We start from the raw sequence: 23,983 nt of genomic DNA on the forward strand, positions 1-23,983 counted from the left end.
CCCTTGCTGTTGTCTGCCACGAAAGAGAACAGACGCCAGGCTGATCACCGTTCATGATCATGTCAAGGGCGCGTGCGGTCGCGTCGAAGATCACCCCCGATCGGACCAGAACGCCGCTGCCGGTGCCTCAGAAAGGCACCGGCAGCGGCGAGTTGAGCGGAGTACGGGCGTCCGGGGTCGGCCGACTCCCGGCGGCGGGTCAGCCGACCAGGCTGTCGTCCAGCTCCTCCGTCAGGTTGGACTCGGTCCCCGGGATGCCCAGGTCCTGCGCGCGCTTGTCCGCCATGGCCAGCAGACGGCGGATGCGGCCCGCGACCGCGTCCTTGGTCAGCGGCGGGTCGGCGAGCGCGCCGAGCTCCTCCAGGGAGGCCTGCTTGTGCTCCATGCGCAGCCGGCCCGCGGCGGCGAGGTGCTCGGGCACCTCCTCGCCGAGGATCTCCAGCGCACGCTGCACCCGTGCGCCGGCGGCCACGGCCGCCCGCGCCGAGCGGCGCAGGTTGGCGTCGTCGAAGTTCGCCAGCCGGTTCGCGGTCGCGCGGACCTCGCGGCGCATCCGCCGCTCCTCCCAGGCCAGCACCGACTCGTGCGCGCCCAGCCGGGTCAGCAGGGCGCCGATGGCGTCCCCGTCCCGGACGACGACCCGGTCCACGCCCCGTACCTCACGGGCCTTCGCGGCGATGCTCAGCCGACGCGCAGCACCCACCAGGGCGAGAGCGGCCTCCGGACCGGGGCAGGTCACCTCCAGGGAGGAGGAGCGCCCGGGCTCGGTCAGCGAGCCGTGCGCCAGGAACGCGCCGCGCCAGGCCGCCTCGGCGTCGCAGGTGGCACCCGAGACGACCTGCGGGGGCAGCCCCCGGATCGGGCGGCCCCGGCCGTCGACCAGACCGGTCTGCCTGGCCAGCTGGTCGCCGCCCGCCACCACCCGGACGACGAAGCGGGAGCCGCGCCGCAGCCCGCCGGGGGCCATCACGATCAGCTCGGAGCTGTGCCCGAAGATCTCCAGGATGTCCCGCTTGAGCCGACGCGCCGCCATCGCGGTGTCCAGCTCCGCCTCGATCACGATCCGCCCGCTCACCAGGTGCAGACCGCCGGCGAACCGCAGGATCGACGAGACCTCTGCCTTCCTGCAGCAGGTCCGGGTGACGGGAAGCCGGGAGATCTCGTCCTTCACCGCTGCCGTCATCGCCATGGGCCGATCCTTCCATGCATCCGAAAAATACGGTCGTACGCGGCGGCCAACAGCTCCGGATCATGCTTCGGGAGACCGTCGGCACGGGCCACCGGCGCCAGCTCGACCGCGGCGCCGAGCCGCTTGGCGGCGTAGGCGAGAGACTCGCGATCGGGCACGGCGGCCTCGTCGGCCAGCACCACGTCCAGGGCGAGTTTAGGGGCGTGTCGTCCCAAAACCTCCAAATGACGCTGCGGAGAGAACCCCTCGGTTTCTCCCGGCTGCGGCGCGAGGTTGAGCGAGAGGACCTTGCGGGCCTTGGTCTCGGTGAGCGCGTCGAGCAGCTCGGGCACGAGGAGGTGCGGGATCACCGAAGAGAACCAGGAGCCGGGCCCGAGCACCACCCAGTCCGCGTCGCGGACCGCGGCGACGGCCTCGGGGACGGCGGGCGGGTCGTTCGGTACGAGGTGCACGGACTGCACCTCACCGGGCGTGAGCGCCACCGTGGCCTGGCCACGGACCGTGTCGACATCGTCCGGGCGCGCCGGATCGTGCCCCTTGACCAGGGCCTGGAGCTCCAGCGGCACGGCGGACATCGGCAGCACCCGGCCGTGCGCTCCCAGCAGCTTGCCGACCAGGTCCAGGGCGAGGACGTGGTCGCCGAGCTGCTCCCAGAGGGCGACGATCAGCAGATTGCCGACCGCGTGCTCGTGCAGATCGCCCTTGGACTGGAAGCGGTGCTGGATGACCCGGGCCCAGGTCTGGCCCCAGTCGTCGTCCCCGCACAGCGCGGCGAGCGCCTTGCGCAGGTCGCCGGGTGGCAGCACGCCCAGCTCCTCCCGGAGCCGGCCGCTGGAGCCGCCGTCGTCGGCGACGGTGACGACGGCGGTGAGGTCACCGGTGATCCGGCGCAGGGCGGCGAGGGAGGCCGACAGACCCATGCCCCCGCCGAGCGCGACGACCTTGGGCTGGGCGCCGCGCCTGCGGAGCGTACGTACCGAGAGCGTGGACGTACGCCGGCGGTACGGCTTCACTCGCGCCCCATGTCCCGGTGGACGACGACGGTCTCGACCCCTTCCGCTGCAAGGCGGGCGGCGAGCTTCTCGGACGTGGCGACCGAGCGGTGCTTGCCGCCGGTGCAGCCGACGGCGATGGTCACGTACCGCTTGCCCTCGCGGCGGTAGCCCGCGGCGATCAGCTGGAGCAGCTCGGTGTAGCGGTCGAGGAACTCCTTGGCCCCGGGCTGGTTGAAGACATACGCCGAGACCTCCTCGTTCAGCCCGGTGAAGGGCCGCAGCTCGGGGACCCAGTGCGGGTTCGGCAGGAAGCGCATGTCGACGACGAGGTCGGCGTCGACGGGGAGCCCGTACTTGAATCCGAACGACATGACGGTGGCCCGCAGCTCCGGCTCCTCGTCGCCGGCGAACTGGGCGTCCATCTTGGCGCGCAGCTCGTGGACGTTGAGGCTGGAGGTGTCGATCACCAGGTCGGCGTCGCCGCGCAGCTCGCGCAGCAGGTCCCGCTCGGCGGCGATGCCGTCGGTGATACGGCCGTCGCCCTGGAGCGGGTGCGGCCTGCGGACCGACTCGAACCGCCTGACCAGGGCCTCGTCGGAGGACTCCAGGAAGACGATCCGGCGGGTGACCTGCTGGGCGTCGAGTGCGGCGAGGGACTCCCGCAGGGCGTCGAAGAACTGCCGGCCGCGGACGTCGACGACGACGGCGATCCGGGCCACGTTGCCCTGGGAGCGGGCGCCGAGCTCCACCATGGTGGGGATCAGCGCGGGCGGCAGATTGTCGACGACGAACCAGCCGAGGTCCTCCAGGCACTTCGCCGCGGTGGACCGGCCGGCGCCGGACATGCCGGAGATGATCACCAGCTCGGGGATGGCCGCCGAGTCGGCGGTCTCCCCGGCCTCCTTCGTGCCCGTACTCACGTGTCCTGCTCCGTCTTCTCGCTGCTTCTCTTGCTCATCGTGCTGGTCGTGCCCGTCGTGCGCGGTCATGCTGTGCTGCCCCCGTCGTCTTCAATGATCTCTCCTGTTGCCGTATTCACGGCGGGTGCGGCCGGAGCCGCCTGCGCGAGGGCCACTGCCACGGCCTCGGCCGTCTTGCGGCCCATGCCGGGGACCTCGCAGATCTGCTCGATTGTCGCCTGTCGCAACCGCTTCACCGAGCCGAAATGCTTGATCAACGCCTGTTTGCGGGTATCGCCGAGGCCGGGGACGGCGTCCAGGGGGCTGGTCCTGACGCGCTTGTTCCGCTTCGAGCGCTGGTAGCGGATGGCGAAGTCGTGAGCCGTGTCACGCACCCGCTGAAGGAGGTACAGGCCCTCGCTGGAGCGGGGCAGCACGACGGGGTCGTCGTCGCCGGGCAGCCAGACCTCCTCCAGGCGCTTGGCGAGGCCGCAGACGGCGATGTCGTCGATCCCCAGCTCGTCGAGCGCCCGCCGGGCGGCGGCGACCTGGGGCTGCCCGCCGTCGACGACGACGAGCTGGGGCGGGTACGCGAAGCGCTTGGGTCGCCCGTCGTCGACGGGCACCTCGCCGGAGGCGGGTCCTGAGCCGTTGGCACGGCGGGGTCCTCCGATGCCGGGGCCGGGTCCCGCCTGCACGCCGTCCGCCGCCCCCGGGCCGTCCACCGCGCCGTCCGCCACGCCGACGGCGCCCACGGCGTCCACCGCGTCGCCCTCGGCATCCACGGCCACGCCCTCCTGGTCCCACTCCCCCGTCTTCTCCTTCTCGGCGAGGTAGCGCTTGAAGCGGCGGCTGATCACCTCGTGCATCGAGCGGACGTCGTCCTGGCCCTCGAAGCCCTTGATCTGGAAGCGGCGGTACTCGCTCTTGCGCGGCAGCCCGTCCTCGAAGACGACCATGGACGCCACGACGTCGTCGCCCTGGAGGTGCGAGATGTCGAAGCACTCGATCCGCAGCGGCGCGGAGTCGAGGTCCAGGGCCTCCGCGATCTCCTCCAGGGCCCGGGAGCGGGTCGTCAGGTCGCTGGCGCGCTTGGTCTTGTGCAGCACGAGCGCCTGCTGCGCGTTGCGCGCGACCGTCTCCATCAGGTCCTTCTTGTCGCCGCGCTGGGGCACCCGGAGGGAGACCTGGGAGCCCCGGCGTCCGCTCAGCCACAGGGTGACGGCCTCGGCGTCCTCGGGCACGGCCGGGACGAGGACCTCCTTGGGGACGGCGTCGCCGCTCTCCTCCCCGTACAGCTGCTGGAGCGCGTGCTCGACGAGGCCGGCCGTGGAGACGGCCTCGACCTTGTCGGTGACCCAGCCACGCTGGCCGCGCACCCGTCCCCCGCGGACATGGAAGATCTGGACCGCGGCCTCCAGCTCGTCCTCGGCGAGCGCGATCAGATCGGCGTCGGTGGCGTCGGCGAGGACGACGGCGTTCTTCTCCATCGCGCGCCGCAGCGCCTCTATGTCGTCGCGGAGCCGGGCCGCCTTCTCGTACTCCATCTCCTCGGCCGCCGCCATCATCTGCTTCTCCAGACGGCGGATGTACGCGCCGGTGCGGCCGGCCATGAAGTCGCTGAACTCCTCTGCCAGTTCGCGGTGTTCGTCGGGGGTGACCCGGCCCACGCAGGGGGCGGAGCACTTGCCGATGTAGCCGAGGAGGCAGGGGCGGCCGGCGGAGGCGGCGTTACGGAAGACACCGGCGGAGCACGTACGGACGGGGAAGACCCGGAGCATCAGGTCGACCGTCTCGCGGATGGCCCACGCGTGCGCGTACGGACCGAAGTAGCGCACGCCCTTCTTCTTGTGGCCGCGCATGACCTGGACGCGCGGGAACTCCTCGTTCAGGGTCACCGCGAGGTAGGGATAGCTCTTGTCGTCCCGGTACTTGACGTTGAACCGGGGGTCGAACTCCTTGATCCAGGAGTACTCCAGCTGGAGCGCCTCGACCTCGGTCGAGACGACGGTCCACTCCACGGAGGCGGCCGTGGTGACCATCGTGGCCGTGCGCGGGTGCAGGCTCACGAGCGGCTGGAAGTAGTTGGCCAGCCGCTGGCGCAGGGACTTCGCCTTCCCGACGTAGATCACCCGGCGGTGCTCGTCGCGGAACTTGTAGACCCCGGGTGTGTCGGGAATCTGTCCCGGCTCGGGGCGGTAGCTGGAGGGGTCGGCCATGCCACCCACCCTACTGGCGGCGACCGACACTCAGACCGCGTGCGCTCGTTGGCCGGACATGGCGAACGAGGCGACAGGACGGCTTGCGGGCCGGGTGTGCGTGATCACCGGGGCGGCGAGCGGGATCGGGCGGGCGACGGCGGTGCTCTTCGCCCGGGAGGGGGCGCGGGTGGTGGCCGCCGACGTGGACGAGGAGCGGCTGGCGACCCTCGACGAGGGCATGGTGGCGGTGGTCGGCGACGTCTCGCGGGACGAGGACGCCCGGCGGATGATCACGACGGCGGTGGAGCGGTTCGGCCGGCTGGACGTCCTGGTGGCGAACGCGGGGGTCATCCCGCTCTCCGACGTCACGGAGGCGACCGGGGAGGACTGGGACCGGGTCATGGCCGTGGACGGCAGGGGCATGTTCCTGACCTGCAAGTACGCGATCGAGGCGATGGCCGGGCAGGACGGCGGCGGGGCGATCGTGTGCACCTCGTCGATCTCCGGGGTGGCGGGCCAGGCCCGCCAGGCGGTCTACGGCCCGGCCAAGTTCGTGGCCTCGGGCCTGACGAAGCACCTGGCGGTGGAGTGGGCGGACCGCGGAATCCGGGTCAACGCGGTGGCCCCGGGCACGATCGAGACGGAACGTGTCGCAGCGGCCCGTACGGAACCGGGCGGCCCGGAATACCTGTCGCACATCGTCCGCGCCCACCCCATGGCCCGCTTCGGCACCCCGGAGGAGGTCGCGGCGGCGATCCTCTTCCTGGCCTCGGCGGAGGCATCCTTCATCACGGGGGTGGTCCTGCCGGTGGACGGGGGGTACCTGGCGCAGTGAGGGGCGGGGGTGGGGCGAGAGGTCGAGCCCCACCCCCGCCCCTCCCGGTGGGGGGTTGCCCGGTGGTGGGCACGACCCCACCACCGGGCCGCACGGTCCGCGCGGCGGGAAGGCGTCAGGCCGGGTGCCGGCGGCGCCGGGCCCGTGCCCCGATCAGGCCCAGGGCCAGTACCGCGCCCCCGCCCGCTGTGGCGGCGACGGCCGTGACGAGAGGCTCCTCGTGGGCGGGAGCCTCCGTCGCGTAACCACCGGCCGCGCCCTTCCGGGCGTAGGCGGACGCCGGCAGCTTGTCCCCGTACGCCTTCACGACCCGGTCCCGGTACGCCGCCAGACTCGTCCCGTTCTTCCCGACCGCGCGTATCGCGTCCTCGTCCAGCGGAAGCACCTTCGCGCCCTTCTGGACGTACCAGGCGTCGATCTGCGGCTCGCGGAACACGACCCCGCCCGGCAGCGCCCGCGCACCCTGCGCCGCGTAGCGGATCTCGTCGTCGCCGGTGGCGATGTTCACCACCTGCCAGCCACCGGCCTGCCGCACCGTCCACAGCGAGGCCGTCTGTCCGTCCGAGGCGACCGCCTTGCTGGCATGGAACTCGACGCGGGCGACGGGAGCTCCCGTCTTCCCCGCCACGAAGTCCGGGGACAGCACCCGCACCGGTACGGAAGCGCCCTCGATCCGGGGCTGCGCCGCCGAGCGGGCGACGGCGCCGTCGCGGGCGAAGAACCGGGAGAGCGTGTCCAGCGTCGCGGGCGCGGAGGCCGCCTTCTCCGGGGTCGCCGCGGAAGGCGGCGCATCGGCCGCGGCGGCCGGTACGGCACCGAGGCCGCCGAGGGCGACGGCGGACAGAATCCCGGCGCGGATCGCGCGTGCGCGTACGTTCATCGTCGTCACGCCCCTATCCGGTAGAGCGAGTGCGTCCAGGAGAACGAGCCGTTGTCGACGTACCAGGCGTGCGAGGCCCAGTTGTAGCGGTCGCTGGAGGGCCAGGGATCGCCCCAGTAGACCCAGCTGTTCGCGTCGTCGTACCCGTAGATCACATGCATGTGTCCACCGCCGCTCGACCACTGGATCCGTGTCTCGATGGGGCGGTCGGCGTCGATCTCGCTCTGCACGGTCGACCAGCGCAGCCAGCCCGTCACGTACGAGCCGGGGTTGATGCCCGCCCAGCGCAGGCCTGTCTGCACATTGCCGAGGGTGGCCTGGTTGTTGGGGCAGTCGTAGCCCTGCTGACGGTTGAAGGCGGCGTTGCAGAACTGGTTCTGGCTGTAGTTCCTGCCGAACCATGTCGCGATGGTGTTGCTGGCGGCGGCCCAGCACCAGTTGGTCTTCTGCTGCGCCTGCATGGTGATGTTCAGTCGCTTGTACGCGAGGGTCGCCTGGGTCCCTTGGGCGGCTTGGGTGGAGACGTCCTCGCTCGTCGGCGCGGCGGTCGCCGACGACATGGGGAGCAGGAAGAGGGCGGCAGCGGCGAGTGCCGCCATGGACAGCTTTCTACTGCGCATCGCGTTCCTCCCGAGGTGGGGGGTGGGGATGTGGGGAGTCGGAGGACCGCGTCCGGACGCTTGTCAGGAGCATCGAGCGTTGTCCGGAACGGGTCAACACGCTTCAATGCGGGGTGACGGCGGCCTGTGAACGGTGTGACCCCGGATGTGAACACGCGCCTCCCCGTCACCTGCGGCCCTGCCCCCGGCGGCGCGGTGGCCCGCCCCCTTCGTCGTGAACGTTCACTGAGGAGTCCCCGTGGGGCACACCGAGGCCGATCTGGCGCAATTGCTGCACACCGGACCGTTCCATCTGGCGCTCCGCACGGCGTTCGCGGTGCGGGGTCTGCCGCTCCAGCGGGTGCAGCACCATCTCGCCCATCGGGGGATCAAGGTCGGGGTGACCAGCCTCAGTTACTGGCAGCAGGGCGCCCGCCGCCCGCAGCGGCCCGAGTCGTTGAAGGCCGTGCGCGCGCTGGAGGAGGTCCTTCAGCTGCCGGGCAACTCACTGGTCCGGCTGCTGACCGAGGACGCCGGGGCGCGCGGTGACGTGGAGCGGCCGACGGGCCGCTCGTACCGCTCGCTGGTGGAGGCGTCGGGGGCCGTGGAGGCGCTGCTCACCGAGCTGGAGTCGCCGGTGGACGGCGGGCTGCACACGGTCGGCCACCACGAGCGGGTACGGATCGGGGCGGGGAGGGAGCTGGTGGGGCGCGACTCCCAGCATGTGGTGCGGGCCCACCGGGACGGGATCGACCGCTATCTCGCCATCCACCACGGCGATCCGGGCTGCGATCCCTCGCGGGTGGTGGTGCGGGCGACCGACAACTGCCGCACGGGGCGGGTGCGGTGGCACCGGGAGACGGGGGTGCTGGTCGCGGAGCTGCTCTTCGACGCGCGGCTGCGGGCCGGGGACACGTACCTCTTCGGGTACGGCTTCGAGGACGGGACGGGCGGTCCGAGCGGGGAGTACGTCCGGGGGTTCAGCTTCGCCGGCGGGCAGTACGTGCTTCAGGTGCGGTTCGACGAGGCCGCGCTGCCGGTGCGGTGCCGGCGCTTCGCGCAGGTCTCGGCCGGTGCGCCGCGCGGTGGCCGGTCGGAGCTGACGCTGACCGGGCGGCACCGCACGGTGCATCTGGTGGAGCAGGGGGTACGGCCGGGGATCCTGGGGATCGACTGGGACTGGACGTAGGCGGCGGGGCCTCAGGCCTCGGGGCCCGCCACCAGCTTGCCGCCCTCGACGCGGACCGGGACCTCGGGGAGCGGGACCGTCGCCGGGCCCTGGAGGGCCTTGCCGGTGGTCACGTCGAAGCGGCTGCCGTGGCAGGGGCAGTTGCCCTCGTTGTTCTCGATCTTGTCGAGGACGCAGCCGGCGTGGGTGCACTGGGCGCTGAACGCCTTGTACTGGCCCTTGGCCGGGCAGCTCACCAGGACCCGCTGCTCGCGGTAGAGCTTGGCGCCGCCGACGGGCACCTCGTCGGGCGCTCCGAGGGTGACCGGTGCGGTCGGGGTCGGGACCTGGGCGTGCCCGAGCTTGGAATCCGTGGAGCAGGCGGCGACACCCAGCCCGGCGGCCCCGGCGAGCGCGGCACCCTTCAGTACGGTGCGGCGGGTGGACTGGCCGGGCATGAGCGCTCCACGGTGGGATCGGGGCAAGGGGTGACCGAACCGACGATACCGGCGGATCCCTGCGCCCCTTCGCGGGGGTTGTCGTGGCCTGTGGGGCATGGGTTACGTTCACGGCGTGATCGTCGTCGCCGGTGAGTCCCTGATCGATCTGGTCCCCGAGGGGTCCGCCGTCACTGCGCTGTCCGCGCTGACGCCCAGGCCGGGCGGGGGCCCGTACAACACGGCCGTGGCGCTCGGCAGGCTGGGCGCGGAGGTGACGTTCTGCTCGCGCGTCTCCACGGACGCCTTCGGGGAGGCCCTGGTGGACGGGTTGCGGGCGGCGGGGGTCTCGGACCGGCTGGTGCAGCGCGGCCCGGAGCCGACGACGCTCGCGGTCGCCTCGGTGGGCGCGGACGGCTCGGCGGAGTACGGCTTCTATGTCGAGGGAACGGCCGACCGGCTCTTCGCCGTGCCGGAGCGGCTTCCCGAGGGGGTGCGGGCGGTGGCGTTCGGCACCTGTTCACTGGCCCTGGAGCCGGGTGCGAGCGCGTACGAGGCGCTGCTGCGGCGGGAGGCGGAGCGCGGCGCCCTGACGCTCCTCGACCCCAACATCCGCCCGGGCCTGATCCCGGACGCCGCCGCGTACCGTGAGCGCTTCGCGGGCTGGCTGCCGTACGTCTCGCTTCTGAAGCTCTCGGAGGAGGATGCCGCCTGGCTGGGCGGCTCGCCGGCCGAGTGGCTGGACCGGGGACCGTCGGCGGTGGTCGTGACCCGTGGCGGGGCGGGGCTGACGGTCTTCACCCCGTCGTCCGAGGTGTCGGTTCCGGCGGTCCGTGTGAAGGTCGCGGACACGATCGGCGCGGGTGACACGGTGAACGCGGCCCTGCTCCACGGCCTGGGAGACCGCCCGGTCCACTCCCTGGACGCGGACGCCTGGTCCGCCCTCCTGTCGTACGCGGCGAGGGCGGCGGCCCTGACCTGCACCCGCCCGGGCGCGGAGCCGCCGTACGCGAGCGAGCTGACGGACTGACGGCAGGGCGGCGACGGGGGCGGTCGTGCACGGCGTGGACCGGACGACCGGCCCTTGGACGGAGTCGTACCCGTACGGGCCGGTGGGCCGGGGCAGCCTCAGCGACCCCGGCCCCACTGCGTCATGCCTTGCGTGCCCGCGCCACCGTCTTCTTGGCGGGCGCCTTCTTGACCGTGGCCGCGGACGTCTTCGCGGTGGCCTTCTTGGCAGGTGCCTTCTTCGCCGAGCCGGACGCCTTCCGCGCCGCGGGCACCGTCGCGTCGCTGACGCGGTCCGCGCCGAGGATCTCCCGGAGGAACTTGCCGGTGTGGCTCGTCGAGACCGACGCGACCTCCTCCGGCGTGCCCTCGGCGATCACCAGACCACCGCCGCTGCCGCCCTCCGGGCCCATGTCGATGACCCAGTCCGCGGTCTTGATGACATCGAGGTTGTGCTCGATGACGATCACCGAGTTGCCCTTGTCGACGAGGCCCGACAGGACCGTGATCAGCTTCGAGATGTCCTCGAAGTGCAGACCGGTGGTCGGCTCGTCCAGGACGTACACCGTGCGGCCGGTCGATCGCTTCTGGAGCTCGGAGGCGAGCTTCACGCGCTGCGCCTCACCGCCCGAGAGCGTCGGCGCGGACTGGCCGAGCCTTACGTACCCGAGACCGACCTCGTTGAGCGTGCGCAGATGGCGCGCGATCGTCGGGACGGCCTCGAAGAAGTCCAGGGCCTCCTCGATCGGCATGTCCAGGACCTCGGCGATGGACTTGCCCTTGTAGTGGACCTCCAGGGTCTCCCGGTTGTACCGGGCGCCGTGGCAGACCTCGCACGGGACGTAGACGTCCGGGAGGAAGTTCATCTCGATCTTGATCGTGCCGTCGCCGGAGCAGTTCTCGCAGCGGCCGCCCTTGACGTTGAAGGAGAACCGGCCCGGCAGATAGCCGCGGACCTTCGCCTCCATCGTCTCGGCGAAGAGCTTGCGTACGTGGTCGAAGACTCCGGTGTAGGTCGCCGGGTTCGACCGCGGGGTGCGGCCGATCGGTGACTGGTCGACGTGCACGACCTTGTCGACGAGGTCGTCGCCGTCCACGCGCGTGTGCCGCCCGGGCACCGACTTGGCGCCGTTCAGCTCACGTGCCAGGTGGGTGTACAGGATGTCGTTGACCAGCGTCGACTTGCCCGAGCCGGAGACGCCGGTGACGGCGGTGAGCACGCCAAGCGGGAAGGAGACGTCGATGTCCCGGAGGTTGTTCTCGCGGGCGCCGTGCACGGTGAGCCGGCGCGAGGGGTCCACGGGGCGGCGGATGTCCGGCATCCCGATGGCCCTGCGGCCCGAGAGGTACTGCCCGGTCATCGACTCCTTGTTGGTGAGCAGCTCGGCGAGGGGACCGGAGTGGACGACCTTGCCGCCGTGCTCGCCGGCGCCGGGGCCGATGTCGACGACCCAGTCGGCGACCTTGATGGTGTCCTCGTCGTGCTCGACGACGATGAGCGTGTTGCCCATGTCCCGCAGCCGGACCAGCGTCTCGATGAGACGGTGGTTGTCGCGCTGGTGCAGGCCGATGGACGGCTCGTCCAGGACGTACAGCACGCCGACCAGACCGGAGCCGATCTGCGTGGCGAGCCGGATGCGCTGGGCCTCACCGCCCGAGAGCGTGCCGGCGGCACGGTTGAGCGAGAGGTAGTCGAGGCCGACGTCGACGAGGAACCTCAGCCGCTCGTTGACCTCCTTGAGGACCCGCTCGGCGATCTTCTTGTCGCGGGCGTTGAGCTTCAGACGGCCCAGGAACTCGGCGCACTCGCTGATCGACATCGCCGAGACCTCGGCGATGGACCGCTCCATGACCGTGACCGCGAGGACGATCGGCTTCAGACGGGTGCCCTCGCACGTGGGGCAGGGCACCTCGCGCATATAGCCCTCGAAGCGCTCGCGGCTGGAGTCGCTCTCGGCCTCGCTGTGCCGCCGCTTGACGAAGGAGACGGCACCCTCGAAGGCCGGGGTGGTGTACGCCCGCTCGCGTCCGTACCGGTTGCGGTAGCGGACCTCGACCTGGGTCTTGTGGCCGTGCATCAGGGCCTTCTTGGCCCGTGCCGGGAGGCCGGCGTACGGCATGTCCGTACGGAAGCCGAGCGCCTGGGAGAGTCCGCCGATGAGCCGGCCGAAGTACTCCTTGGTGTGGCCGTGCGACCAGGGGTGGATCGCACCCTCGTCGAGGGACTTGTCCTCGTCGGGGACGATCAGCTCGGGGTCGACCTCCATGCGGGTGCCGATGCCGGTGCAGTCCGGGCAGGCGCCGAAGGGCGAGTTGAAGGAGAAGGAACGGGGCTCCAGCTCCTCGAAGGACAGGTCGTCGTACGGGCAGTAGAGGTGCTCCGAGTACATCCGCTCGCGCTCGGGGTCGTCCTCGGCGAGGTCGACGAAGTCGAGCACGACCATGCCGCCGGAGAGCCCGAGGGCCGTCTCGACGGAGTCGGTGAGCCGGCGCTTGGCGCTGTCCTTCACGGTGAGGCGGTCGACGACCACCTCGATCGTGTGCTTCTCCTGCTTCTTCAGGGTCGGCGGTTCGCTGAGCTGGATGGTCTGCCCGTCCACCCGCGCCCGGCTGTAGCCCTTGGTCTGGAGGTCGGCGAAGAGATCGACGAACTCGCCCTTGCGCTCGCGCACCAGCGGCGAGAGGACCTGGAAGCGGCTCCCCTCGGGGAGCTCCAGGACCTTGTCGACGATGGCCTGCGGCGACTGGCGGGAGATCGGGCGGCGGCACTCGGGACAGTGCGGCTTGCCGATGCGGGCGAAGAGCAGGCGGAGGTAGTCGTAGACCTCGGTGATCGTGCCGACCGTCGAGCGCGGGTTGCGCGAGGTCGACTTCTGGTCGATGGAGACGGCGGGCGAGAGACCCTCGATGAAGTCGACGTCCGGCTTGTCCATCTGGCCGAGGAACTGCCGGGCGTACGACGAGAGCGACTCGACGTACCGGCGCTGTCCCTCGGCGAAGATCGTGTCGAACGCGAGGGAGGACTTGCCCGACCCGGACAGCCCGGTGAAGACGATGAGGGAGTCACGCGGGAGGTCGAGCGAGACGTTCTTGAGGTTGTGCTCGCGAGCGCCACGAACGATGAGACGGTCGGCCACGCCGGTCCGCACCTTTCTTGAGAGAGCGGAGGCACAGGGAGTGCGGGTCGCAGATATGCCTGAATGTGCCTGAGTACCCAACAACCAAGGATGCCGGATACTTCCGTCGAGCCTATAGCACGCACATTCGATTTCCGGCCTCGGTCTCACCGCTTCACCCGATCGAGTGGCGGCGCTAGGGTCGGCGCCATGATCGACCATGTGCGTGACCTGGCCTCTGTACGCGAAGCGACCGAGCGACTCCTCGACGCAGCCGCCTCCCTGGACAACGCGGCGCTGGCCGAGCCGTCACGGCTTCCCGGCTGGACCCGTGGCCATGTTCTGGCCCACATCGCCCGCAACGCCGACGCCCTGGTGAACGTTCTCCAGGGCCGGCCCATGTACGCGGACGGCGCGACCCGCGACGCCGACATCGAGCGCGACGCCCCGCGCCCGCTCGACGTCCAGCTCGCCGACGTGCGCGACAGCGCCGAGCGCTTCCAGGCCGTGGGCGCCGAGCCCGCCGACTGGGAGCGCACCGTGGAGCTGCGCAATGGCGTCACGGACCGGGCGGCCCGCATCCCCTTCCGCCGCTGGGTCGAGGTGGCCCTGCACCATGTCGACCTCGGCATCGGCTACGAGCTGGCGGACCTGCCGGAGGAGTTCGTCCTGCGGGAGATCGACTTCCTCGCCGACCGCTGGTCGGGACGGACCGAGGTCCCGCCGGTGACGCTCCGCCTCGGGTACGACGACGAGAGCCCCAGCTGGCGGACCGGCGGCGACAAGGGCGACCCCGTCGTCCTCGGGGGCGGGCGTGCCGAACTCCTCGGCTGGCTGTCCGGCCGCGGCGACAAGGGTGCCCACCTCGCCGTCCTCACGGGCGACCACCTCCCGGAGCTTCCGCCGTTGTAGTCCCGGCTGTTGGGCCTCCACCTGTCGATGCCCGGAGATAGGCTGAGCCCATGACGTACAGCGGAGCGGTGAAGGTCGGCGGGCCCGCCGATGTGCACGAGCTGACGGACCTGATGATCTCCAAGGTCGCGGTCGGTCCGATGGACAACAACGCGTATCTGCTGCGCTGCCGGGCGACCGGCGAGCAGCTGCTGATCGACGCGGCCAACGACGCCGACACGCTCCTCACGCTGATCGGTGACGACGGCATCGCGTCCGTCGTCACCACCCATCAGCACGGCGACCACTGGCAGGCGCTCGCCGAGGTGGTCGCCGCGACCGGGGCGCGCACGTACGCCGGGGCGTACGACGCCGAGGGCATTCCCGTGCCGACCGACGTACCGGTGCAGGACGGCGACACGATCAAGGTCGGCCGGGTCGAGATGACCGCCCGCCATCTGGTCGGACACACGCCGGGCTCGATCGCGCTGATCTACGACGACCCGCACGGCCACCCGCACGTCTTCACCGGCGACTGCCTCTTCCCCGGCGGGGTGGGCAACACCTGGAAGGACCCGAAGGCCTTCGCGAGCCTGATCCACGACGTGGAGACCAAGCTCTTCGCGGTCCTCCCGGACGAGAGCTGGATCTATCCCGGCCACGGCAAGGACACCACGCTCGGTGACGAGCGCCCGCAGCTCCCGACCTGGCACGCGCGCGGCTGGTGACGCGCCCCGGACGGCCCTGACCGGCGGAGGCGCGCGGTCCACGACCGTGTGCTTCCGCACGCCCCCGTAACTCGGGCGGACGCCGGGTAGTTGGCGCGACATGCGCCCCAGTCACTCTCCGCGTCCGTCGTCGGTCCCGGACGCCACGGCCCGCACGGATTCCCCGGATTCCGCAGCTCGTCCGAGCCCCTCAGGCCCCTCGGACTCTCCGGCCTCTTCGGCATCCCCGGACTCCCCGGATTCCCCGGACTCTCCGGGTCCGCCGGCCCCCCGGGGCTCCTCGGACGCGCCGGCTCCCCCTGGTTCCCCGGCTCGCCCCGCCGCCCCGTCGATGGGGCGGCTCGCTGCCGCGTCGCTCGTCGGGACGGCCATCGAGTTCTTCGACTTCTTCGTCTACGGGACCGCCGCCGCGCTCGTCCTCGGGCCGCTCTTCTTCCCGACGTTCTCCCCTGCCGCGGGGACCCTGGCCGCGTTCGGCACCTTCGCCGTCGGGTTCGTCTCGCGCCCACTCGGCTCGGCACTCTTCGGGCACGTCGGCGACCGCTACGGACGGCGCCCGGTCATGTTCGCCTCGCTGGTGCTCACCGGCTGCGCGACGGTGGCGGTCGGCCTTGTCCCGACGTACGCGAGCATCGGCATCACCGCACCCGTACTCCTCCTCGTGCTGCGCTTTCTGCAGGGACTCGGGCTGGGCGGCGAGTGGGGCGGGGCCGTCCTGCTCACCGCCGAGCACGCGCCGGAGCGGCGTCGGGCGCTGTGGGCGAGCTTCCCGCAGATCGGCCCGTCGGTCGGCTTCCTGCTCGCGAACGGCGTGATGCTGGCGCTCTCCGCCGCCCTGACCGACGCGCAGTTCCGCGAGTGGGGGTGGCGCGTTCCGTTCTGGGCGGCCGGGCTGTTGGCCGTGGGCGGACTTCTGCTGCGTTCGTCCCTCGCGGAGACGCCACAGTTCCAGGAACTCAGCGCGACCGGGCAGCGGGCGAACGCCCCGCTCGCCGAGGTGATGCGCGACCACTGGCGGCTGGTCCTGCTCACCGCAGGCGCGCTCGCCGTCGGCTACGCGGTGTTCTACACGGTCTCCACCTGGGCCCTGGCCTACGGCACCGAGCGCCTCGGGGTCGCCCGTACGACCATGCTGGTCTGCATCATGGCGGCGGTGGCGATCAAGGGGGCCACGACACCGCTGGCGGCGATGCTGGGCGACCGGTACGGCCGCCGTCCGCTCTGCCTGGCCGGCTGCGCGGCCTCCGCGCTGTGGATGTTCCCGATGGTCGCGTTACTGCACACGGCGCGGCCGGTGTTGATGTTCCTGGGCTTCCTGGGCGCTCTGCTCGCCTTCATCGCGATGTTCGCGGTGGTCGCCGCGTACCTCCCCGAGCTCTACGAGCCGAGGGTGCGGTGCACGGGAGCGGCGGTCGGCTACAACCTGGCGGGCGTCCTGGGCGGGGCGCTGACCCCGATCCTGGCGACGACCCTGGCCGGGGGTTCGGGGCCGCCCTGGGGTGTGGCGGCGTATCTGACGGTGGTGGCGCTGGTGAGCCTGGGGTGCTTCGCGCTGCTCCCGGAGACATTGCCGACCCGGGCGGAGGCGCCGGAGAAGGTTCCGGCGTAGAAACGCACCGCGGCCGGTGCGGGCGGTGGTGTGCCGCCCGCACCGGCCACGGTGCGTTCTGGTGCCGAGGCCCGGTCAGGCGTCGACGCTGTCCTTCTCGGCCTCGCCGGACTTCACGGCCGGGGCCTCGGACGCCGCCTCGGCGGCCTCGCGCTCGGCCTGCTTCTTCGAGGCGATGAGGCTGGTGATCGTGGTGACGATCAGGACGCCACCGATGACCGCGAGCGAGACCGGGATGGAGATCTCGGGGACGTGCACCCCGGACTCGTGCAGTGCGTGCAGCACCAGCTTCACACCGATGAAGCCGAGGATCACCGACAGGCCGTAGCTGAGGTGGACCAGCTTCTTGAGCAGGCCACCGATCAGGAAGTACAGCTGACGCAGACCCATCAGGGCGAAGGCGTTGGCGGTGAAGACGATGTACGGGTCCTGGGTCAGGCCGAAGATCGCCGGGATCGAGTCGAGGGCGAAGAGCACGTCGGTCGTGCCGATGGCGAGCATGACGACCATCAGCGGCGTCAGCACCCGCTTGCCGTTGACCTTGATGAAGAGCTTCGTGCCGTGGTACTTGTCCGCGACGCCGAACTTCTTCTCGACCGACTTGAGGAGACGGTTCTCCTCCCAGTCGTCCTCGTCCTCGCCGGCGCGCGCCTCCTTGATGAGCTTCCAGGCGGTGTAGATCAGGAACGCGCCGAAGATGTAGAAGACCCAGGAGAAGCTGGCGATGATCGTGGCGCCGGCGGCGATGAAGATCGCTCGCAGGACCAGGGCGATCAGTACACCGACGAGCAGCACGCGCTGCTGGAGGTGGGAGGGCACCGAGAACTTCGCCATGATCAGGACGAAGACGAAGAGATTGTCGACACTGAGCGACTTCTCGGTGATGAAGCCGGCGAAGAACTCACCCGACGCCTGGCCGTTGCCGAAGATCGCCAGCCCCAGGCCGAAGAGCGCGGCCAGGACGATCCAGACGATTGTCCAGATTCCGGCTTCCTTGACCGACACGTCATGAGGCTTGCGCCCGATGAAGAAGTCGATCGCGATGAGGGCGGACAGACCGAGAATGGTCAGCACCCAGAGAGTCGTCGAAACGTCCACTGCGCCTCCGGCGTCGTACGGCTACTTGATCAGCGTCGTCGCTGCCGGAGGTCTCTTCCACCCGGGCCGTCTGCGACGGGCCGGGCCGACGCCCCGGGATCGGACCACTCGAGGTCCGTCCGTATTGACGGGAACGCCGCGCTTGGGGAGTACTCCCCTCCGCGCCGAGAAGACTACCCGAAGAACCAAGAGAAGGTAAAGGGCAGGGTAAAGAGGTCCCAAGAAGGCAGGTCAACGACCCCATTGGCGACGGCCGTCGGCCACCTGGGCGAGGACCTGACGGAGCACTGCGCTGCCGGGCGGGAAGCGGGGCGGCTCGTACGTCCAGGCATGGCCGACCCACGGGTCGGCGAGGTGGTCGTCGGCCACGGGCGTGATCCGCAGCAGGGAACGCCACAGCGGGTCGAGCACCGGCCCGTACGCGGAGGCGTCCTCGCGGTCCGCCACCAGCATGAGATGGACGCCGACGGCCGGGCCCTCGTCCGCGAGGTAGCGGAGCTGGGTGACCGCCCGGTCGTCGAAGCCGTGCGGGAAGTCGTGGACGATCAGGAGCTGCTCGGCGGTGTCCATGCCGGGTGGCAGCGCGTCGGGCGCTCCCGCCCGCAGCGCCATCTGGACCAGGTCGACGCGCTCGGTCAGCCGTGCGAGGACGGCGGAGACCCCGGCCGCCCCGGCGGCGGGCGGCCCGGCCAGGACACCCGCCTCGACGAGCGGGGCGAGCGCGGCGGCTCCGGAGCCCGCCGGGTCGACGACATGGACGGCGAACTCTCCGGACGGATACACGGCGAGGAGCCGGGCGGCGTGCGCGACCGCCGTGTCCAGGGCGAGCCGGCGCAGCTCGGCCCCGTCGAGGAGTCCGGCCGCCTCGGAGTGACCGCGCCCCGAGTCCACCCAGAGACCGCGCTCCAGCGGGAGCCGGACGAGCATCGGGATGCGCAGGTCGGTCCGCTCGGGCAGATGGAGGTCGCCCAGGCGCAACGCCATCGGCGCCTCCATGGGGACGCGGTACGCCTGCCAGACGGGGTTGTCCCAGCGGGCGTAGGCGGCGGGCAGCGCCGGTTCGACGACCTCGGACTCGGCGACGAGCTGGGCGAGGTCCCGGTCGAGGGCCTCCTGGGCGCGGGCGGTGAGCTCGTCGTGCTTGGCGCGGGCTGCCTCGCGGGCGGCGTCCCCCGCTCCGCCGATGCGGCTGCGCGGGTCCGAGAGCGCGCGGTCGAGCTCCTGGTCGAGGCGGGACTCCGCGAAGTCGCAGGCGCTGCGGTACGCGGCGGTGCTGCGTGCCAGGTCCTCGAACATGCCCCACACCTGGTTGTAGAGCCGCTCGTCCATGGACCAGCCGCTGGCGTCCCCCGCGACGGGGACGGGCGGGGTCCGCTGCGGTTCGGGGTCCGGCGTCGCACGGCGGGGGTGGGCGTAGCTGATCGGGCCGCCGGCGCCCGTGGTGGGGGCGGGCGGCGGGGTCACCGGCACGGTCGGCGCGGGGTCGGTCGCGCGCGTCGGGTCGGGTCCGCGCGTCGGGTCCGACCCGGGCATCGTGTCCGACCCGGTCGTGGGCGCGGCGTGGCGCACGCGCTCCGCCTCGGGGACGCGCGGGGGCGGGGCCGAGACCGAGCGGGCCAGGCCCCGGGCCACGGCCTCCAGGATCGACGCGGCCAGGTCGGCGGGGCGCTCCAGACCCTGGTCGCCGAGCATCGCGGCCAGGCCGCCCTCGTAACCCTGGCCCATGGCGCGGACCTTCCAGACGCCCTGGCGGCGGTACAGCTCCAGGGCGACGACGGCGGATTCGCGGTCGAGGCCGGTGATCGTGTAGGTGGCGATCTCCGTGCCGTCGAGGCCGGTGACGGCGACGAAGGGGGCCGCGACGGTGCCGAAGCGGGCCGGGCCGCCGACGCCGACGGGGAGCGCCAGAAGGACGGAGACGCGGTGCACGGCGGCCGGCAGCGCCTCCAGGTCCACGGCGAGGCGGTGGTCGGCGGCGGCCTGCTGGGAGACCTCCACTCCGGGCAGCGAGGGCGAGCCCGGGTGGGCGATCCACTCGACGCCGGGGACCGTGCCCCGCTCGTCGCCGAGGGTGGCGCCGGCGACGACCGGATGGCCGGCCGAGACCCGGATCTCCAGTCGGGTGTCGGGCAGGGGGTGGTTCTGCCCCCGGACCAGCTCGGCCGTCATCGACTCTGTCCCCTCGGCTTGCTTCGTTCTGTGCGGACTACGGGCGGATCATGGCGGATCATGTGGGACAGCTCCCGGTGGCCTGCCGCCTCCGGGAGCTGTGGGTGCGCCTGCGGTGCCTGCTACAGGTGCGGCAGGATCGCGGGCATGAGGTCCTGGAACGTCCGGCCGTTGGCCGGGTTGCCCAGGGCGGTCATCTGCCAGCCGGAGCCGGCCCGGTGCACCTTCGCCATGATCTGCGCGGTGTACTGGCCGCCGCCGTCCAGGGTGTAGCGCGCGAGCTCCTGGCCGTTCGTCTCGTCGACGATCCGGCAGAACGCGTTCTGCACCTCCTGGAACGTCTGGCCGGTGAACGAGTTCACCGTGAAGACGATCTGGTCGATGTGGACGGGGACGCGCTGGAGGTCGACCAGGATCGACTCGTCGTCGCCGCCCTGGCCGGCGCCGCCCACCAGGTTGTCACCGGTGTGCCGGACCGAACCGTCGTCACTCACGAGGTGGCGGAAGAAGACCACGTCCACGGGCTGCTTGTCGGCGAAGAGCACCGCGGAGGCGTCCAGGTCGACCTCGCGGGTCCGCGAGCCGAACAGACCGCGACGGGGCGCCGCCTGCCAGCCGAGCCCCATCCGTACGGACGACAGGCTGCCTCCGCCCTGCTTCTCCAGGCTGATGGCCTGACCCTTGGTCATGTTGACCGTCACGCGCTGTCCCCTCTCCTAGCGATCCCCGCGGCCGCCCTTTGTTGTGCGTGCGGTTGTCCAGCACCCTACGCAGGGGCAGTGACAACGCAGCAGACGCGGTCGCGTTTTGTGTCGGTCTTGCAACACACCGGAGGCTCAAGGCCCCCGGGCGTCAGGCCAGCCCCGCCTCCCTCATCTGGCGCAACTCCTTCTTCAACTCGCCCACCTCGTCACGCAACCGCGCGGCCACCTCGAACTGCAGCTCCGCCGCCGCAGCCCGCATCCGATCGGTCATCTCCTCGATGATCGCGGCCAGTTCGGTGGCCGGCCGGTCGCCGAGCTGGACCGTCGAGCCCGCTGCGCCCGCCTTGCCACCCTTGCCCCTGGCCTTGGTGGAGTGCGCGGCGAGCGAGGGAACGGGCGCCTTGGCACCCTTGGCGTCCTTCTCGTGGCGGTAGCCGGTGCCGAGCAGCTCCTCGGTGTCGACCTCCTCGCGCGCGATCGTGGCGACGATGTCGTTGATCTTCTTGCGCAGCGGCTGCGGGTCGATTCCGTTGGCCGTGTTGTACGCGATCTGCTTCTCGCGCCGTCGGTTGGTCTCGTCGATGGCCTTCTCCATCGCCGGCGTGATCGTGTCCGCGTACATGTGGACCTGGCCGGAGACATTGCGCGCCGCGCGGCCGATGGTCTGGATCAGCGAGGTGCCGGAGCGCAGGAAGCCCTGCTTGTCCGCGTCGAGGATGGCGACGAGCGAGACCTCGGGCAGGTCGAGTCCCTCACGGAGCAGGTTGATGCCGACCAGGACGTCGTACTCACCGGCGCGCAGCTCGCGCAGCAGCTCGATACGGCGCAGGGTGTCGACGTCGCTGTGCAGATAGCGGACCTGGATGCCGAGCTCCAGGAAGTAGTCGGTGAGGTCCTCGGACATCTTCTTGGTGAGCGTGGTGACGAGCACCCGCTCGTCCTTCTCGGTGCGCAGCCGGATCTCGTGGACCAGGTCGTCGATCTGCCCCTCGGTGGGCTTGACGACGACCTGGGGGTCGACCAGGCCGGTGGGGCGGATGATCTGCTCGACGAAGCCGTCGCCGCGCGACAGCTCGTACGTGCCGGGGGTGGCCGAGAGGTAGACCGTCTGGCCGATCCGCTTCTGGAACTCCTCCCACTTCAGCGGGCGGTTGTCGAGCGCGGAGGGCAGCCGGAAGCCGTGGTCCACCAGGGTGCGCTTGCGGGAGGCGTCGCCCTCGTACATGGCACCGATCTGCGGAACGGTGACGTGCGACTCGTCGATGACGAGGAGGAAGTCCTCGGGGAAGTAGTCGAGGAGCGTGTTGGGCGCGGAGCCGGGCTCGCGGTCGTCGAAGTGCATCGAGTAGTTCTCGATGCCGGAGCAGGAGCCGATCTGGCGCATCATCTCGATGTCGTACGTGGTGCGCATCCGCAGGCGCTGGGACTCCAGCATCTTGCCCTGCTTGTCCAGCTCGGCGAGCCGGCTCTCGAGCTCGCGCTCGATGCCGTTGACCGCCTTCTCCATGCGCTCCGGTCCCGCCACGTAGTGACTGGCGGGGAAGACGTACAGCTCGCGGTCCTCGCTGATGACCTCGCCGGTGAGGGGGTGGAGCGTGGAGAGCGCCTCGATCTCGTCGCCGAACATCTCGATGCGGACCGCGAGCTCCTCGTAGACCGGGAAGATCTCGATGGTGTCGCCGCGGACCCGGAAGGTGCCCCGGGCGAACGCCACGTCGTTGCGGGTGTACTGGATGTCGACGAAGCGGCGCAGCAGCTGGTCGCGGTCGATCTCCTCGCCGACCTTGAGCGGGACCATCCGGTCCACGTACTCCTGGGGCGTGCCGAGGCCGTAGATGCAGGAGACGGAGGCGACCACGACGACGTCGCGGCGGGTGAGGAGGGAGTTCGTCGCGGAGTGGCGCAGCCGCTCGACCTCCTCGTTGATCGAGGAGTCCTTCTCGATGTAGGTGTCCGACTGCGGGACGTACGCCTCGGGCTGGTAGTAGTCGTAGTACGAGACGAAGTACTCGACCGCGTTGTTCGGCAGGAGCTCGCGGAATTCGTTCGCCAGCTGGGCGGCCAGTGTCTTGTTCGGTGCCATCACCAGCGTGGGGCGCTGGAGCTTCTCGATCATCCAGGCGGTGGTCGCCGACTTGCCGGTGCCGGTGGCTCCGAGGAGGACGACGTCCTTCTCGCCCGCGCGGATGCGCCGCTCGAGGTCGGCGATGGCCGTCGGCTGATCGCCACTGGGCTGGTAGGGGCTGACGACCTCGAAAGGCGCCAGCGTACGTTCGATCTGGGAAACGGGCCGCATGTCACCACCGTACGACCCCCCACTGACAGTCGGACCGTGAACGGCTCGGCGGCCGGCCGGCGGTCCGTTCCTCACCAGTCCTGGGAGCTGTGGCCGCCGCGGCCCGAACCCTTGCGGCCGCCCCGGCCGGAGGGCTGTCGGGCCGACCAGTTCGCGGGCTCGCCGTAGCCGGAGGCCCGGCGCGGGGCGGGGAGTCCGGGACGGTGCGGGCTCTGGGTGGAGGGGCGCTGCCAGTCCGGGTCGCCCATCACGAGCAGCGGGTCGAACATGACGACGACCGCGGCCAGGAGCAGGAAGACGGCGGGGCCGATCAACATCGGCAGGAGGAGCGAGGTGGCGGTGTCGCCGGTTCCGGTGACGGGGCCGCCGTGCAGATGGACGTTGACGGCCGCCATGGCGGTGTAGTGCATACCGCTGACGGCCAGGCCCATCACCAGGCTCGCACCGAGGCTGGCCAGAAATCCGTGCACCGAGACGGCCGCCCAGAGGGCGGTGGTGGCCGCGACGACGGCGATGACGACGGAGAGCGCGACGGTGAGGGTGTCGTACTCGATGCGCCCCTGGAGACGCATCCCCGCCATGCCGAGGTAGTGCATGGTGGCGATGCCGAGGCCGGTGATGGTGCCGCCGGTGACCAGGGCGAGCGGGGTGGCCCCGCGGTATCCGACGATGAAGATGCCGATGCCGACCATCACGACGGCGACGGCCAGGCTGGCGAATGTGATGGGCCGGTCGTAGCTGATGGGGGCCTGCTGGACGGAGAAGCCCATCATCGCGATGAAGTGCATCGTCCAGATGCCGGTGCCGATCGAGGTCGCCCCGAGGGCCAGCCAGCCGGCCTTGAAGGTGTCCCGGTGGCGCAGCGATCTGATGGTGCAGCGCAGGCCGAGGGCCCCACCGAGGCAGGCCATGAGATAGGCGGCGACCGGCGTCACGAGGCCGTAGCTGAATCCGTCGACCGTGCCCTGCATGAGCGTGTGCCCTCCACCCGTCGTGCAACGTCGTCCGAAAACAGTCGGTACCGCTGAGTAGTCCTGTCGGGGCGAGATTATGGCGCGCTGGGCGCCGCACGACCATGTGGTCCGGGATTTGGCTGGGGTGAGACCGAGAAGAGACCGGGGCGTGACGGCGGCGATGTCGGTGGGCGGTCGTACCGTGATC

Annotated in this window: 19 protein-coding genes; 6 read left to right on the forward strand and 13 right to left on the reverse strand. The window is 71.2% G+C overall.

Features of this window, described 5'->3' with window-relative positions; genetic code table 11:
• Window positions 1-199: 199 nt before the first annotated feature.
• The 4 genes from whiA to uvrC are packed head-to-tail and all read right to left on the reverse strand — an operon-like array spanning window position 200 to window position 5,302.
• Complete coding sequence (whiA, locus tag ACZ561_RS28415) at window positions 200-1,189, reverse strand: DNA-binding protein WhiA (RefSeq protein WP_030205188.1); 990 nt, start codon at window positions 1,187-1,189, stop codon at window positions 200-202.
• The gene (locus ACZ561_RS28420) at window positions 1,180-2,202 is read right to left on the reverse strand and encodes a gluconeogenesis factor YvcK family protein (protein ID WP_471000072.1); all 1,023 of its coding nucleotides are present in this window, start codon (window positions 2,200-2,202) and stop codon (window positions 1,180-1,182) included. The genes whiA and ACZ561_RS28420 overlap by 10 nt, the downstream gene beginning before the upstream one ends.
• Complete coding sequence (rapZ, locus tag ACZ561_RS28425) at window positions 2,199-3,173, reverse strand: RNase adapter RapZ (RefSeq protein ID WP_329121916.1); 975 nt, start codon at window positions 3,171-3,173, stop codon at window positions 2,199-2,201. The genes ACZ561_RS28420 and rapZ overlap by 4 nt, the downstream gene beginning before the upstream one ends.
• Entirely contained in the window at window positions 3,170-5,302 is a 2,133-nt protein-coding gene (uvrC, locus tag ACZ561_RS28430; RefSeq protein ID WP_471000074.1) for an excinuclease ABC subunit UvrC, read from the reverse strand. The genes rapZ and uvrC overlap by 4 nt, the downstream gene beginning before the upstream one ends.
• Here uvrC and ACZ561_RS28435 point away from each other — a divergent pair.
• The gene (locus ACZ561_RS28435; protein WP_471000076.1) at window positions 5,301-6,119 is read left to right on the forward strand and encodes an SDR family NAD(P)-dependent oxidoreductase; all 819 of its coding nucleotides are present in this window, start codon (window positions 5,301-5,303) and stop codon (window positions 6,117-6,119) included. The genes uvrC and ACZ561_RS28435 overlap by 2 nt on opposite strands.
• 115 nt (window positions 6,120-6,234) lie before the next feature.
• Here the strand turns inward: ACZ561_RS28435 and ACZ561_RS28440 are convergent, their stop codons facing one another.
• Window positions 6,235-6,999, reverse strand: a complete 765-nt coding sequence (locus tag ACZ561_RS28440) for a hypothetical protein (protein ID WP_471000078.1) — start codon at window positions 6,997-6,999, stop codon at window positions 6,235-6,237.
• Window positions 7,000-7,004: 5 nt separating this feature from the next.
• Window positions 7,005-7,619, reverse strand: coding sequence for a papain-like cysteine protease family protein (locus ACZ561_RS28445; RefSeq protein ID WP_471000080.1), 615 nt, complete (start codon window positions 7,617-7,619; stop codon window positions 7,005-7,007).
• Between the two features lie 238 nt (window positions 7,620-7,857).
• Here ACZ561_RS28445 and ACZ561_RS28450 point away from each other — a divergent pair, with 238 nt between their 5' ends.
• Complete coding sequence (locus tag ACZ561_RS28450; protein WP_471000081.1) at window positions 7,858-8,787, forward strand: hypothetical protein; 930 nt, start codon at window positions 7,858-7,860, stop codon at window positions 8,785-8,787.
• A gap of 11 nt (window positions 8,788-8,798) precedes the next feature.
• Here ACZ561_RS28450 and ACZ561_RS28455 read toward each other — a convergent pair whose 3' ends face one another.
• Complete coding sequence (locus ACZ561_RS28455) at window positions 8,799-9,224, reverse strand: Rieske (2Fe-2S) protein (RefSeq protein ID WP_471000083.1); 426 nt, start codon at window positions 9,222-9,224, stop codon at window positions 8,799-8,801.
• Window positions 9,225-9,339: 115 nt separating this feature from the next.
• Here ACZ561_RS28455 and ACZ561_RS28460 point away from each other — a divergent pair, with 115 nt between their 5' ends.
• Window positions 9,340-10,233 (forward strand): carbohydrate kinase family protein, encoded by an 894-nt coding sequence (locus tag ACZ561_RS28460; protein ID WP_471000400.1) that lies wholly within the window; start codon window positions 9,340-9,342, stop codon window positions 10,231-10,233.
• A gap of 121 nt (window positions 10,234-10,354) precedes the next feature.
• Here the strand turns inward: ACZ561_RS28460 and uvrA are convergent, their stop codons facing one another.
• Window positions 10,355-13,348, reverse strand: a complete 2,994-nt coding sequence (gene uvrA / locus ACZ561_RS28465; RefSeq protein WP_471000085.1) for an excinuclease ABC subunit UvrA — start codon at window positions 13,346-13,348, stop codon at window positions 10,355-10,357.
• A 189-nt stretch (window positions 13,349-13,537) separates the two neighbouring features.
• Between uvrA and ACZ561_RS28470 the strand changes: the two genes are divergently transcribed.
• From ACZ561_RS28470 to ACZ561_RS28480, 3 genes are all read left to right on the forward strand, one after another.
• Complete coding sequence (locus tag ACZ561_RS28470; RefSeq protein WP_471000087.1) at window positions 13,538-14,239, forward strand: maleylpyruvate isomerase family mycothiol-dependent enzyme; 702 nt, start codon at window positions 13,538-13,540, stop codon at window positions 14,237-14,239.
• 50 nt (window positions 14,240-14,289) lie between these two features.
• A complete protein-coding gene (locus tag ACZ561_RS28475) occupies window positions 14,290-14,946 on the forward strand; it encodes an MBL fold metallo-hydrolase (protein WP_329121897.1) in 657 nt (218 codons plus the stop codon).
• A gap of 331 nt (window positions 14,947-15,277) precedes the next feature.
• Complete coding sequence (locus ACZ561_RS28480) at window positions 15,278-16,555, forward strand: MFS transporter (RefSeq protein ID WP_471000089.1); 1,278 nt, start codon at window positions 15,278-15,280, stop codon at window positions 16,553-16,555.
• A 75-nt stretch (window positions 16,556-16,630) separates the two neighbouring features.
• Here ACZ561_RS28480 and ACZ561_RS28485 read toward each other — a convergent pair whose 3' ends face one another.
• The 5 genes from ACZ561_RS28485 to ACZ561_RS28505 all read right to left on the reverse strand — a co-directional run bounded on the left by ACZ561_RS28485 (window position 16,631) and on the right by ACZ561_RS28505 (window position 23,793).
• The gene (locus tag ACZ561_RS28485; protein ID WP_471000091.1) at window positions 16,631-17,653 is read right to left on the reverse strand and encodes a TerC family protein; all 1,023 of its coding nucleotides are present in this window, start codon (window positions 17,651-17,653) and stop codon (window positions 16,631-16,633) included.
• Window positions 17,654-17,884: 231 nt separating this feature from the next.
• Window positions 17,885-19,822 carry a TerD family protein gene (locus ACZ561_RS28490; protein WP_471000093.1) on the reverse strand — a complete coding sequence of 646 codons (1,938 nt, stop codon included), beginning with the start codon at window positions 19,820-19,822 and terminating at the stop codon, window positions 17,885-17,887.
• Window positions 19,823-19,944: 122 nt separating this feature from the next.
• The gene (locus ACZ561_RS28495; RefSeq protein WP_361432709.1) at window positions 19,945-20,523 is read right to left on the reverse strand and encodes a TerD family protein; all 579 of its coding nucleotides are present in this window, start codon (window positions 20,521-20,523) and stop codon (window positions 19,945-19,947) included.
• Window positions 20,524-20,674: 151 nt separating this feature from the next.
• Complete coding sequence (uvrB, locus tag ACZ561_RS28500) at window positions 20,675-22,822, reverse strand: excinuclease ABC subunit UvrB (protein WP_471000095.1); 2,148 nt, start codon at window positions 22,820-22,822, stop codon at window positions 20,675-20,677.
• Window positions 22,823-22,893: 71 nt separating this feature from the next.
• Window positions 22,894-23,793, reverse strand: coding sequence for an MHYT domain-containing protein (locus tag ACZ561_RS28505; protein ID WP_471000097.1), 900 nt, complete (start codon window positions 23,791-23,793; stop codon window positions 22,894-22,896).
• Window positions 23,794-23,983: the final 190 nt, after the last annotated feature.

This window comes from Streptomyces sp. NPDC039609, assembly GCF_055596705.1.